This window comes from Pseudomonas fluorescens (assembly GCF_900636825.1).
Classification (GTDB): domain Bacteria; phylum Pseudomonadota; class Gammaproteobacteria; order Pseudomonadales; family Pseudomonadaceae; genus Aquipseudomonas; species Aquipseudomonas fluorescens_BG.
The window spans coordinates 4,422,771-4,436,029 of the sequence record NZ_LR134318.1 but is presented as its reverse complement, the minus strand read 5'-3'; the positions used below and the strand labels follow the sequence as shown (position 1 = coordinate 4,436,029).

9 protein-coding genes are annotated in these 13,259 nt (G+C 60.0%); 5 read left to right on the top strand and 4 right to left on the bottom strand.

Annotated features, from left to right (window positions below):
• Window positions 1-1,304: 1,304 nt before the first annotated feature.
• Window positions 1,305-4,199, bottom strand: a complete 2,895-nt coding sequence (locus EL257_RS20115; RefSeq protein WP_126365574.1) for a ribonucleoside-diphosphate reductase subunit alpha — start codon at window positions 4,197-4,199, stop codon at window positions 1,305-1,307.
• 845 nt (window positions 4,200-5,044) lie between these two features.
• Here EL257_RS20115 and EL257_RS20110 point away from each other — a divergent pair.
• Entirely contained in the window at window positions 5,045-5,767 is a 723-nt protein-coding gene (locus tag EL257_RS20110) for a response regulator (RefSeq protein ID WP_126365572.1), read from the top strand.
• Complete coding sequence (locus tag EL257_RS20105; RefSeq protein ID WP_126365570.1) at window positions 5,764-7,374, top strand: ATP-binding protein; 1,611 nt, start codon at window positions 5,764-5,766, stop codon at window positions 7,372-7,374. Before EL257_RS20110 ends, EL257_RS20105 begins: the two co-directional genes overlap by 4 nt.
• Window positions 7,375-7,446: 72 nt before the next feature.
• On the opposite strand, the gene EL257_RS20100 is transcribed toward EL257_RS20105, so the two are convergent.
• Together EL257_RS20100 and EL257_RS20095 are read right to left on the bottom strand one after the other, a co-directional pair.
• Window positions 7,447-8,172 (bottom strand): 4'-phosphopantetheinyl transferase family protein, encoded by a 726-nt coding sequence (locus EL257_RS20100; RefSeq protein WP_126365568.1) that lies wholly within the window; start codon window positions 8,170-8,172, stop codon window positions 7,447-7,449.
• Between the two features lie 119 nt (window positions 8,173-8,291).
• Complete coding sequence (locus tag EL257_RS20095; protein WP_126365566.1) at window positions 8,292-9,083, bottom strand: dienelactone hydrolase family protein; 792 nt, start codon at window positions 9,081-9,083, stop codon at window positions 8,292-8,294.
• Between the two features lie 142 nt (window positions 9,084-9,225).
• Here EL257_RS20095 and EL257_RS20090 point away from each other — a divergent pair, with 142 nt between their 5' ends.
• The 3 genes from EL257_RS20090 (at window position 9,226) to EL257_RS20080 (ending at window position 12,002) form a co-directional block, all read left to right on the top strand.
• Window positions 9,226-9,831 (top strand): hypothetical protein, encoded by a 606-nt coding sequence (locus EL257_RS20090; protein ID WP_126365564.1) that lies wholly within the window; start codon window positions 9,226-9,228, stop codon window positions 9,829-9,831.
• A gap of 150 nt (window positions 9,832-9,981) precedes the next feature.
• On the top strand, window positions 9,982-10,659 hold the full coding sequence (locus EL257_RS20085; RefSeq protein WP_126365562.1) for a response regulator transcription factor: 678 nt from the start codon (window positions 9,982-9,984) through the stop codon (window positions 10,657-10,659).
• Window positions 10,656-12,002, top strand: a complete 1,347-nt coding sequence (locus EL257_RS20080; RefSeq protein WP_126365560.1) for an ATP-binding protein — start codon at window positions 10,656-10,658, stop codon at window positions 12,000-12,002. The genes EL257_RS20085 and EL257_RS20080 overlap by 4 nt, the downstream gene beginning before the upstream one ends.
• Window positions 12,003-12,124: 122 nt before the next feature.
• Here EL257_RS20080 and EL257_RS20075 read toward each other — a convergent pair whose 3' ends face one another.
• Window positions 12,125-13,123, bottom strand: a complete 999-nt coding sequence (locus tag EL257_RS20075; RefSeq protein ID WP_126365558.1) for an AraC family transcriptional regulator — start codon at window positions 13,121-13,123, stop codon at window positions 12,125-12,127.
• Between the last annotated feature and the right edge of the window lie 136 nt (window positions 13,124-13,259).

Genomic DNA, 13,259 nt, shown 5'->3' with positions numbered 1-13,259 from the left:
TGGCGGTTTCGCCTGACGGCGACTTACTTTTTTACAAGCGCCCGGAATGCCGGCCCAGAAAAAAAATAAGCAAAAAACGCTAGCTCCTGCGTTCGGCCCTCGCAGGCTCGGGTTCCTTCGCTGCGGGATCGATCCGGGCGCAGCGGCTCCGGTTTGCTTCGCTGCACCTCCTTCCGCTGTGTACGACTGCGTCGTACGGTCGCTGCGCTCCCACGCCCGGATCAATCCCTCCACTCAGCCTTCCGACGTCGCCCGTGGATCAAGATCAAGAGCTTTACTCGAGCTTGCGCTCATTGTGGAGTGGGGCGGCTTTGCCGCGGGCAGCTGCGCTGCTTTGCTTTTTGTGGGAGCGGGCTTGCTCCGGGCGGCGATCCTGGACGGCGGCCTGACAGCCGACCGGTTTCTTGAGGTTGTGCCCAATCCAACTGTAGGAGCTGCCGCAGGCTGCGATCTTTTGATCTGGCCTTGGCTTTTGCTTTTATGGGGAAGCGAGCCTACCGCGGACTGCGATCCGATGGAGGCGGCCTGACAGCCGACCGGTTTCTTGAGGTTGTACCCAATCCAACTGTAGGAGCTACCGCAGGCTGCGATCTTTTGATCTGGCCTTGGCTTTTGCTTTTATGGGGGAGCGAGCCTACCGCGGACGGCGATCCGATGAAGGCGGCCTGACAGCCGACCTGCTCTAGAGGTTGTACCCAATCCAACTGTAGGAGCTGCCGCAGGCTGCGATCTTTTGATCTGGCTTTGGCTTTTGCTTTTATGGGGGAGCGAGCCTACCCCGGACGGCGATCCGATGAAGGCGGCCTGACAGCCGACCTGTTTCTTGAGGTTGTACCCAATCCAACTGTAGGAGCTGCCGCAGGCTGCGATCTTTTGATTCGGCTTTTGATCTGGCTCTGGCTCTGGCTTTGATCTTCTGCCCCATCGGCAGGCCGAGCGCAGGCGTTCATCAGGGGGTAGGCGCGAAGCGCCGTGCGGCGTAGCCGCATTCATCGAGAGGAGGTGCAGCGAAGCAAACCGTAGGCGATGCCCCCTGATGGACGCCGTAGCGAGGGAACACTGAGCCTAAGCGAAGTGCCGTACGCCGGGGGGAGCCTTTTTGGTTACTTTTTCGGCGTCTGGAAAAAGTGACCCGCCGTAAGGGCGGAACCCTAAGCCGCCGTTACCGCAGCAACGGATATACACACAATCTCAACCCAACCCCAACCCCAAAAAACAAAACCCCCAACAAACCAGAAGTCTGTCGGGGGTTTTCTTTTCGCTCGATATCTCAGGCGTCGCACAACGCCTGGAATCAGCTCAGCTTATTGGCAAGCTTCGCAGTCCGGCTCGTCAATCGCGCAAGCCTTAGGCACCGGCGCTGGACCTGCAGGAGCTGCCAGAACCGAATCATCACCATGGTTGCCGCCGCTGGAAACAGCGTTCAGCTTGCCGGTGTTGATGGTCGACTTCTCGGTGCTGGTCGCGGCCAAGGCACGGAGGTAGTAAGTGGTTTTCAGGCCACGGTACCAAGCCATGCGATAGGTCACGTCGAGCTTCTTGCCCGAAGCGCCGGCAATGTACAGGTTCAGCGACTGAGCCTGGTCAATCCACTTCTGACGACGGCTGGCCGCGTCAACGATCCACTTGGTGTCCACTTCGAACGCGGTCGCGTAGAGCTCTTTGAGTTCTTGCGGGATGCGCTCGATCTGCTGAACCGAACCGTCGTAGTACTTCAGATCGTTGATCATGACCGAGTCCCACAGACCGCGAGCTTTCAGGTCGCGAACCAGGTACGGGTTGATCACGGTGAATTCGCCCGACAGGTTCGATTTCACATACAGGTTCTGGTAGGTCGGTTCGATCGACTGCGATACGCCAGTGATGTTGGCGATGGTGGCGGTCGGTGCGATGGCCATGATGTTCGAGTTACGAATGCCTTTCTGCACACGGGCGCGAACCGGTGCCCAGTCCAGGGTTTCCTTCAGGTCGACATCGATGTACTTCTGCCCACGCTGCTCGATCAGGATCTGTTGCGAATCCAGCGGCAGGATGCCTTTGGACCACAGCGAACCCTGGAACGTCTCGTACGCGCCGCGCTCATCGGCCAGGTCGCAGGAAGCCTGGATCGCGTAGTAGCTGACCGCTTCCATCGACTTGTCGGCGAACTCGACGGCAGCGTCGGAACCGTACGGAATGTGCTGCAGGTACAGAGCGTCCTGGAAGCCCATGATGCCCAGACCGACCGGACGGTGCTTGAAGTTGGAGTTCTTCGCTTGTGGCACCGAGTAGTAGTTGATGTCGATCACGTTGTCGAGCATGCGCACGGCGGTGTTCACGGTGCGTTCCAGCTTGGCAGTGTCCAGCTTGCCGTTGACGATGTGGTTCGGCAGGTTGATCGAGCCCAGGTTGCAAACGGCGATCTCGTCCTTGTTGGTGTTCAAGGTGATCTCGGTGCACAGGTTCGAGCTGTGAACCACGCCGACGTGCTGCTGCGGGCTGCGCAGGTTGCACGGGTCTTTGAAGGTCAGCCATGGGTGGCCGGTTTCAAACAGCATGGAGAGCATTTTGCGCCACAGGTCTTTGGCCTGGATGGTCTTGAACAGCTTGACCTTGCCTGGGTACTCGGTCAGCGCTTCGTAGTACTCGTAGCGCTCTTCGAAGGCTTTACCGGTCAGGTCGTGCAGGTCTGGTACTTCGGATGGCGAGAACAGGGTCCACTTGCCGTCATCGAAGACACGCTTCATGAACAGGTCAGGGATCCAGTTGGCGGTGTTCATGTCGTGGGTACGACGACGGTCATCACCGGTGTTCTTGCGCAGCTCGATGAACTCTTCGATGTCCATGTGCCAGGTTTCCAGGTAGGCGCACACAGCGCCCTTGCGCTTGCCACCCTGGTTAACGGCCACAGCGGTATCGTTCACCACTTTCAGGAACGGCACTACGCCTTGCGACTTGCCGTTGGTGCCCTTGATGTACGAACCCAGCGCACGAACCGGCGTCCAGTCGTTGCCCAGGCCGCCAGCGAATTTCGACAACATGGCGTTATCGTGAATCGCGTGGTAGATGCCCGACAGGTCATCCGGCACGGTGGTCAGGTAGCAGCTCGACAGCTGTGGACGCAGAGTACCGGCGTTGAACAGCGTTGGCGTCGAGGACATGTAGTCGAAGGACGACAGCAGGTTGTAGAACTCGATCGCACGGTCTTCTTTCTGCTTCTCTTCGATCGCCAGGCCCATGGCCACGCGCATGAAGAAGATCTGCGGCAGTTCAAAACGCACGCCATCCTTGTGGATGAAGTAACGGTCATACAGGGTTTGCAGGCCCAGGTAGGTGAATTGCTGATCGCGCTCGTGGTTGATCGCCTTGCCCAGTTTTTCCAGGTCGAATGTGGCCAGCACAGGGTTCAGCAGTTCGAACTCGATACCTTTGGCGATGTAGGCCGGCAGCGCCTTGGCGTACAGGTCGACCATTTCGTGGTGAGTGGCGCTTTCGGCCACACCGAGGAAACCCAGGCCTTCGGCACGCAGGGTGTCCATCAGCAGGCGGGCGGTGACGAATGAGTAGTTCGGCTCACGCTCGACCAGGGTACGGGCGGTCATCACCAGCGCGGTGTTGACGTCGGTCAGGGCCACGCCGTCGTAAAGGTTCTTCAGGGTTTCGCGCTGGATCAGGTCGCCGTCGACTTCTTCCAGGCCTTCGCACGCTTCGGTGACGATGGTGTTCAGGCGGCCCATGTCCAGCGGCGCCAGGCTACCGTCGGTGCGGGTGATGCGGATCGACGGATGCGCGTTGACCGCTTCTTCGGCCGGAGCGTGGGCAGCGCGTTCTTTCGAACGGCCGTCACGGTAGATCACGTAGTCGCGGGCTACTTTCTGCTCGCCGGCACGCATCAGGGCCAGTTCGACCTGGTCCTGGATTTCTTCGATGTGGATGGTGCCGCCCGAAGGCATGCGACGCTTGAAGGTCGCGGTGACCTGTTCGGTCAGACGCGCAACAGTGTCGTGGATTCGCGACGAAGCGGCAGCGGTGCCGCCCTCAACTGCGAGGAACGCTTTGGTGATAGCGACGGTGATCTTGTCATCGGTATAAGGAACGACAGTGCCATTACGCTTGATCACGCGCAGTTGGCCAGGCGCGGTGGCTGCCAGATCCGAAGTCGAATCGGCGGCCTGCGGCAAGGTGCCCTGCGGGTTCTCGCGAGTTGTGTCGGTTTGCATGGGGGGTGGTCTCCACATTCTCTATGTTTGTTTGGCACCGTCATGGTGCTCACCGTTCTGTACCGAAGCACTGCAACCGACGAGCGTCGGCCTAACAACTCCGGAACAGACGAAAAAGGCTGCAACGCCGCGTCCTTGCCGAAGCTTTGGCTGCGGGGCAATGCCCACAACCGGGTTCCTTCCTGGGTGACAGTAATGACTGCAACACCCATACCGTTTTGTCCGGTTTCGGACGAAAAAAACGGTGCCATCCGCCAGTGCGGTTTGGGCTTCGAAAAACTTGCTGGTTCAACCGGAAACTGGCCATAAAGCACTTGAGTTTCAGGTCTGAAATGTGGTTGGACGTTTTTAACCAAAACCCCATATGTAGGGTCTGTGTTTTCGCCGTGCTACAAGATAATGCGTTTTAAGGGGTGTTGCAACGTACGACTTGTGGATAAAGCTGTGCGTAAATTGTGTAAGAAACGGCGAATTCCCTTGTAGGCCGCGGACCCGTTGATCCAGACCGTTTGTCACTGTTTTTTCGCCGGGAAAAACGCTTCAGCGGTTTTTTAAGGGCGCGAACCCTACCATAAAAAACCGCCTCGTCCGAACGCATTTACCGACTTGTGTTCTGGCTGTACGCCGTTTATACAATCGGTCCATGGGGACGTAATTTTATCCTCCCAAACATGACAAGAAGACACGCTGAGCCCCCTGTAGGAGCTGACGAGTGAAACGAGGCTGCGATCTTTTGATTGAAAAAAACAGGATCATACGATCGCAGCCTCGTTTCACTCGTCAGCTCCTACAGGAACGCGTTCAAACCTTCATATATCAATAAAAACAGCAAGCAGAGGTCGCCGGTGGAGCAACAAGCGTGGCAGGTATTGATCGTCGAGGATGACCAGCGACTGGCTGAACTCACGCGCGATTATCTGCAAGCCAATGGACTGCGCGTGGACATCGAAGGCAACGGGGCGCTCGCCGCCGCGCGGATCATCAAGGAGCAGCCGGATCTGGTGATCCTTGACCTGATGCTGCCCGGCGAAGATGGCTTGAGCATTTGTCGCAAGGTGCGCAACCAGTACGACGGGCCGATCCTGATGTTGACGGCGCGTACCGATGACGCCGATCAGATTCAAGGCCTCGACCTTGGCGCCGACGACTACGTCTGCAAACCGGTGCGTCCGCGCCTGTTGTTGGCGCGGATCCAGGCGTTGCTGCGACGTAGCGATACACCCGAGCCGGTCGCAGAAAAATCCCGGCGTCTGCAATTCGGCCCACTGGTCGTCGACAACGCCCTGCGCGAAGCGTGGCTCAGCGACAACGGCATCGAACTGACCAGCGCCGAATTCGACTTGCTCTGGTTGTTGGTCGCCAACGCCGGGCGGATTTTGTCGCGCGAAGAAATCTTCACCGCCCTGCGCGGCATCGGCTACGACGGTCAGGATCGGTCGATCGATGTGCGCATATCACGCATCCGTCCGAAAATCGGCGATGACCCCGACCATCCGCGACTGATCAAGACCATCCGCAGCAAAGGCTACCTGTTTGTCCCGGAAGCCTGCGTAGACCTGCCGCTGTGAACTCGATCTTTCTGCGCATCTACGGCGGGATGTGCGCGGCGCTGATTCTGGTGGCGGTGCTCGGCGTGCTGGCGCTGCACCTGCTCAATCAGGTGCGCAGCGAGCAATACCGCGAGCGCTTGGCCCATGGCACTTTTTCGCTGATGGCCGACAATCTGCAACCGATGAACCCGACCGAGCGGCATCGTGCGCTGCTGGTATGGGAGCGGTTGCTCGGCATTCCATTGGCGCTGAAGAGGTTCGCCGAAACCGATCTTGACCTCACCCAGCGTACCCGCGTGCAACGAGGTCTGGCCTTGGTCGAACAGACGGGCCCGCACGCGGCCAAGGTCTACCGCTTGGTCAGCGATAAAGAGCAACTGATGCTGGTGGGCGAAGTGCAGCAGATCAGCGAGCAACTGGCGCGGGCGACGATTTATCTGCTGGCCGACGAATTGGTGCGGGTGCCGGTGGGCGAGCAGCCCAAGCGCCTGGCGCAGATAAAGGAAGAGAAGGGCTTCGGTTTCGACTTGCGTCTGGTGACGGTCAACGACGCCGACATGGACGAAGACCAGAGCCGTCGCGTGGCCGAAGGCGATACCGTGATGGCGCTGGGCAAGGGCGGCGATTCGATCCGGGTGTTTGCCGGCATGGTCGGCACGCCGTGGGTTCTGGAAATCGGCCCGTTGTATCAGATGAATCCTTATCCGCCGGAGTGGCTGGTGCTGATTGCCGCGCTCGGCCTGAGCCTGATCGGGCTCATCGTTTATCTGCTGGTGCGGCAACTTGAACGCCGTTTGCGCGGCCTGGAAGCCGCTGCCACGCGCATCGCCAAAGGCAGTCTGGAAACACGAGTGCCGGCGCGCGGTGCCGACTCGGTCGGGCGCCTGGCGGCGGCATTCAACGGCATGGCCGAGCACTTGCAGCAGTTGCTGGCGATCCAGCGTGAGCTGGTGCGCGCGGTGTCTCACGAACTGCGCACACCAGTGGCGCGCCTGCGTTTCGGTCTGGAGATGATCGGTTCGGCGACCACTGCGCAGGCGCTGGAAAAGTACCGCGAAGGCATGGATCACGACATCGAAGACCTCGATAAACTGGTCGACGAGATGCTCACCTATGCGCGACTGGAACAGGGTTCGCCGGCGCTGACGTTCCAGCGCATCGACCTTGACGCACTGGTCAATCAAGTCATCGAAGAACTGGCGCCGCTGCGTGCCGAAGTCACTGTGCAGCGCGGGTTGTGTCTCTCAGCGGCGGACAATGACGGCGCCTGGGTCGAGGCCGAGCCGCGCTATCTGCACCGCGCGTTGCAGAACCTGGTAGGCAATGCGATGCGCCATGCGCATTCGCAGGTCACCGTGAGTTATCAGGTCGGCCAGTTACGCTGTCGGATTGACGTCGAGGACGATGGGCCGGGGGTGCCGGAAGTGGCTTGGGAGCGGATTTTCACGCCGTTTCTGCGCCTGGATGACAGCCGCACACGGGCGTCGGGAGGGCATGGTCTGGGGTTGTCGATCGTGCGGCGGATCATTCACTGGCATGACGGCCGGGCGATCATTGGCAAGAGCAAAAATTTGGGTGGGGCTTGCTTCAGCTTGAGTTGGCCGAGGAATCAGGAACGCCGCTGAGTATTTGCGGTGGTTGTGCTGGCCCCATCGCTGGCAAGCCAGCGATGGGGCCCTGACAGCCAATAAAAACCCTCAGGCCGGAATGCTGACCAGACTCAACAACTGCCCATCCTGCACCCCGAACTGCGCTTCCAGCTCCGAACCGTTACGCCATTCGCTCGATAAATCGGTCAACAACCGCACCCTGATCTGACCCGCCTCAGTCCATTCCAGCACCTCGGCATGCTCGAAATAGAAGCGCTGCTGCACGATCGGATACAGCGCTTTGAACAGACTTTCCTTCACCGAAAACGTCAGGGTTACCAGCAGCGACAACTGCTCCCGAGATCCGGCCGCCATGCGCTGCAGTTCCGCCGGCGTAAGAATTTCCCCGGCCAAACGCTCGGCACGTTCGTCGCTGAGCAGGTTTTCCAGGTCCATGCCCAAGCCGCGCCAGTGCTGCCTGTTAGCGATAATCGCTGCCGCGCGGCCGGTGCTGTGGGTGATCGAGCCGCAGATGTGCGCCGGCCACACCGGCGCACGATCTTCGCCGATTGGCGGGACGATGTTCGAGCCCTCTAGTTCTTGCAACGCAGCGCGGGCACAGATTCGCCCGGCGAGAAACTCGGCCTGACGCTTGGCCACTGAACGTTGAATGCTCGGCGGCGCAATCACAGCGCTGCGCAGAAAATCATCGCCCAGTAACCGGGTCGGATCGAAACGGGTGCTGAGCAGCACAGTGCCGGGCAATACCGTCGGCAATGGCCAATGGTTGTCGAGCGCAGTGCAGCAGGCGGGCAGGGGAGGAATGGCATTCATGACCGGCATTTTGCCGGTTAGCACCCATGCTGACCATAGCCCGGACCTGTAGGAGCTGCCGAAGGCTGCGATCTTTGATTGTTCCCACGCTTGCGTGGGAACGATCAGGTGCGGATGGGTTAGCTGAAGATTTTCTGAAAGAACGCTTTCATGTCCGCCCAGGATTTTTCATCCGCCGCTTTGTTGTAACCGATATCCGGCCCGCCATGCTCGCCGTGGCTCAAGCGGTCGGCATCCGGATTGCTGAAGCCATGCTTGGCGCCCTCCAGACTGACAAACCGATAGTCCGCCCCGGCCTTGTCCATCTCGGACTTGAAGGCGGTAACGTTGTCCGGAGTGACCATGCTGTCCAGCGCCCCATGCTCGACCAGAATTTTCGCCTTGACGCTGCCAGGCGTTGCCGGAGTCTTGGTCGCCAGCGCGCCATGGAAGCTCACCACGCCTGCCAATGGCACGCCCTGACGCGCTGCATTCAACACCACGCCACCGCCAAAGCAATAACCGATGGCGGCGAGTTTATTGACGTCGGTCTGCGGTTGCTTCTTCAACAGATCGAGCCCTGCGGCGAAGCGCTTACTCGCGGCATCGGCATCCTTGGTCGCCGCCTGCATGAACGCCAGCGCATCCTTCGGGTGTTCGGTGTTCTTGCCTTCGCCGTACATATCAATGGCCAGCGCGCTGTAACCAAGCCCGGCGAGATCGCGCGCGCGGCGCTTGGCGTAATCGTTCAGGCCCCACCATTCGTGCACCACGACGATGCCAGGGCGTGGGCCTTTGATCGCGTCGTCATAGGCGTAGTAGCCGATCAGCTTGCTGCCGTCGGCGCTTTGATAAGGGATTTCTTCAGTCTTGATCGCAGCCTGGGTGAAGCTGCTGACTGCCAGCAGAGTGAGGGCGAGGAACATGCGCATGGTCGGATCTCCTTTTCGAAAGTGGTCAGGACAGCCTAGTCGATCTGGTTCAGGTCAGGTTCAGAGAGCGTTCAGGGGCGGTACAGGGGGGGCTCAGTAACCTTGCGCCATACCCAAACAGCACTGTGAAAGAGGAAACATCATGACTCGCTTCAACAAACTGTTGCTGGCATTTACCTTGTTAGGCTCCAGCATCGCCGCGCACGCCGACACCCCTTCGAATTTCGCCGGGCTGACCTTCGGCCAGACCAGCGACAAGGTGAAAAAATCCAACGCTCTGAACGACAACCTCGATCACCCGAATGCCACCGGCGCCATCGATGGCAATAACACCTACGGCGTGCGTCTCGGTCAGCAAAACACTCAGGGGCGCTACTACGCCACCTACGACAACGTGTCGGGCTCGCACAATGGCATTAAACTGCGTCAGGAAAATCTGCTCGGCAGCTACGATCTGTTCTACCCGGTGGGCGGCAGTACCAAGCTGTTCGGCGGCGCCACGGCCGGCCTGACCAAGCTGACCCAGGATTCGCCGGGCTACAGCCGCGACAGTGACATCGGTTACGCCGTGGGCGGCCAGTTCGGTGTGCTGCAGCAAGTTTCGCAGAACGCCTCGGTCGAACTCGGTTACCGTTACCTGCGCAGCAACGCCAGCACCGAAATGAAAGACAGCGGCGGCAGCAAACAGGGTTCGCTGGACTTGACCAGCAGCGCGCAGACCTACTTGTCGGCCAACTATTATTTCTAACGCGGTTGCCTGACTACCCTGTGGGAGCTAGCCCTGCTAGCGATGGCGTCCTGACCTTCGACAACATTGTCGACTGTCAAATCGCAATCGCCAGCAGGGCTGGCTCCCACAGTGGTTGTCTGGAGAGTTTGAATTACTCGGGAGAGTTTTATGAAACTGTTGGTCGTCGAAGATGAGGCGCTGTTGCGTCATCACCTGCAAACCCGTCTCACGGAAAGCGGTCACGTGGTCGAATCCGTGGCCAATGCCGAAGAGGCGCTGTACCAGACCGGGCAGTTCAATTTCGATCTGGCGGTGATCGATCTCGGCCTGCCGGGAATGGGCGGGCTCGACCTGATCCGTCAGTTGCGCACGGGTGGCAAGACCTTCCCGATCCTGATCCTCACCGCGCGCGGCAATTGGCAGGACAAGGTCGAAGGGCTCGCCGCCGGTGCCGACGACTATGTGGTCAAGCCGTTCCAGTTCGAAGAACTCGACGCGCGTCTGAATGCCTTGCTGCGGCGCTCCAGCGGCTTCACCCAATCGACCATCGTCGCCGGCCCGCTGCTGCTCGATCTCAATCGCAAGCAGGCTTCCCTCGACGAACAACCGCTGGCGCTGACTGCCTACGAATATCGCATCCTCGAATACCTCATGCGCCATCATCAGCAAGTGGTGCCCAAGGATCGTTTGATGGAGCAGCTCTATCCTGACGACGACGAGCGCGATCCGAATGTCATCGAGGTGCTGGTCGGTCGCCTGCGACGCAAGCTCGAAGGCCCGGCCGGATTCAAGCCGATCGACACCGTGCGCGGCCTCGGTTACCTGTTCAATGAGCGCTGCACTTGATTCGTTCGCTTCGCGTTCGCCTGATGCTCGCCGCCACCACGTTGGCGGTGTTGTTCATGCTTGCCTTGCTGCCGGCGATGCAGGGCGCGTTCAGCCTCGCCTTGCAGGACTCGATCGAACAGCGCCTGGCCTCGGACGTCACCACCCTGATCTCGGCGGCGCGCGTCGAAAACGGTCGGCTGGTGATGCCCAGTCAGTTACCGGACGAGCGCTTCAACCTCACGGATTTTCGCTTGCTCGGCTACATCTACGACCGCGACGGCAAGCTGGTGTGGCGTTCCAAGGCTACTCAGGAAGAGCAGATCAACTACAAGCCGCGCTACGACGGTCTCGGCAACGAATTTGCGCGGATTCGCGAAGCCAATGGTCAGGAGTTCTTCGTTTACGACGTCGAAGTCAAACTGCTCGGCGGCAAGAGCGCAGCGTTCAGCATCGTCGCCCTGCAACCGGTGCGCGAGTACGAAACCACACTTGAAGGCCTGCGCGAGAATCTCTACCTGGGCTTCGGCGCCGCTTTGCTGGTGCTGCTGGCGCTGCTGTGGATCGGGCTGACCTGGGGCCTCAAAGCGTTGCGCCGACTCAGTCAGGAACTCGACGAAATCGAAGGCGGCACCCGCGACAGCCTGACCGAAAAGCACCCGCGCGAACTGCTGCGCCTGACCGGCTCGCTGAACCGCTTGTTACTCAGTGAACGGCAGCAGCGCAGCCGTTACCGCGATTCGCTCGACGATCTGGCTCACAGTCTGAAAACGCCGTTGGCCGTGTTGCAAGGCGTCAGCGAAGACATGGCCCAGCGCCCCGAAGAGCGTGATCAGGCCTGGGTGCTGCAGGGCCAGATCGAACGTATGAGCCAGCAGATCAGCTACCAATTGCAACGGGCCAGCCTGCGCAAAAGCGGTCTGGTGCGCCATCAGGTGCGCTTGCAACCCGTGTTGAAAAGTCTCTGCGACACGCTGGACAAGGTTTACCGCGATAAACATGTGCGTGTGGCATTCGATCTGCAGGAGCATTGCTATGTGCCGATCGAGCAGGGCGCGCTGTTGGAAATGATGGGCAACCTGCTGGAAAACGCCTATCGCCTGTGCCTGAGCGAAGTGCGCATCAGCGTTGGCGAAACCCCAGCCGGCATTGAACTATGCGTTGAAGACGACGGCCCCGGCGTGCCACCGGATCAACGCGCACGGATTCTCGAACGCGGTGAACGACTCGACGCCCAGCATCCGGGGCAGGGCATCGGGCTGGCGGTAGTCAAAGACATCATCGAAAGCTACAACGCCCGGCTGGCACTGGGCGACTCGCCGATGGGCGGGGCGGCGTTCAGAATTCATTTTCCGGCGGTTTAGGTGTTGGCCTTTCTGGACCTGTCGCGAGCAGGCTCACTCCTACAGGGGAGACGCATTTCAAATGTAGGAGTGAGCCTGCTCGCGATGGCGTCAAAGAGAGCACCGCAAGCTTCGAAAATGCCTCACAACTCCTGCGCCCGATAAGCCCCCGGCGTCAGCCCCGTCCATTTCTTGAACGCCCGATGAAACGCCGACGGTTCGGAGAATCCGAGCTGTTCGGCGATCTGCTGCAACGACAGATCTGCCCGTCCCAAATGATAGATGGCGATATCCCGCCGCAACTGATCCTTCAGTTCCTGAAAACTCGTGCCTTCCTCGCGCAAGTGCCGCCGCAACGTTTGCGGGCTGATGTGCAGTTGTGCCGCGACGGCTTCGAGATCCGGCCAGCGCGCGGTGTCGCGGCTGAGCAAGCGGCGCAGGCGGCTGCTCAGGCTGTCGCCATCGTCCGGGCGCGAAAGCAGATCGGCGGGGGAGCGTTCAAGGAAGTGTTTGAGCGTGCGTTCGTCCTGCAACAGCGGCATGTGCAGATAGCGGCTATGGAACAGCAGACTGCTGTGCTCGCTGCCGAACGTCAGCGGGCAAGGGAAGAGCAGGTCGTATTCGGCACCGTGGGTCGGTTTGGCGTAGCTGAACGTCGCGTGTTCGAGGCGAATGCGCTGCCCGATCAGCCAACTGCCGAGGCGATGCCAGATCACCAGCAGGCTTTCGGTGAGAAAGTGGTCCGGGTCCCATAACGACGAATCGGCGAGGCTCAAACGCACCCATTCGTCTTCGCGCGTCAGGCTCAGGCGCGGGGTAGCGGGGAACAGGCTGTAAAACAATAAGCCCCGTTGCAGCGCTTTCTCCAGATTGCGGCAGTGGATCGAGGCGTGGCACATCATGGCGAAACTGCCGGGTTTGCTCGGTGCGTGGCCAAAGCCGAGGTATTCGTCGTCCAGCGCCAGCCACAGGCCCTGGATCAGACGCGTGAATTGCTCGGGCGCGATACGGGCCCGCGGCTCGTCAAGCAACTGCGCGCTGATGCCCAGTTGCTGCAATAGGTCCGAGCAGTCAACGCCCAGACGCTGCGCCCCACCCAGGGCCGCACGGGCGAAATGACTGGCAATGGTGCGTTCGCGCATAAGCGGCAGATCCTTTCTCAGGCGCTGGATGGTAGCCGGGGTCGGACGCTCTGAACAAGGCGGATTTCCGCCAAATTGCAGGACGAGGGCGGGCCAGTTGGCGGAAATCCGCCACGCACAGGTCACCGCTCGGTGA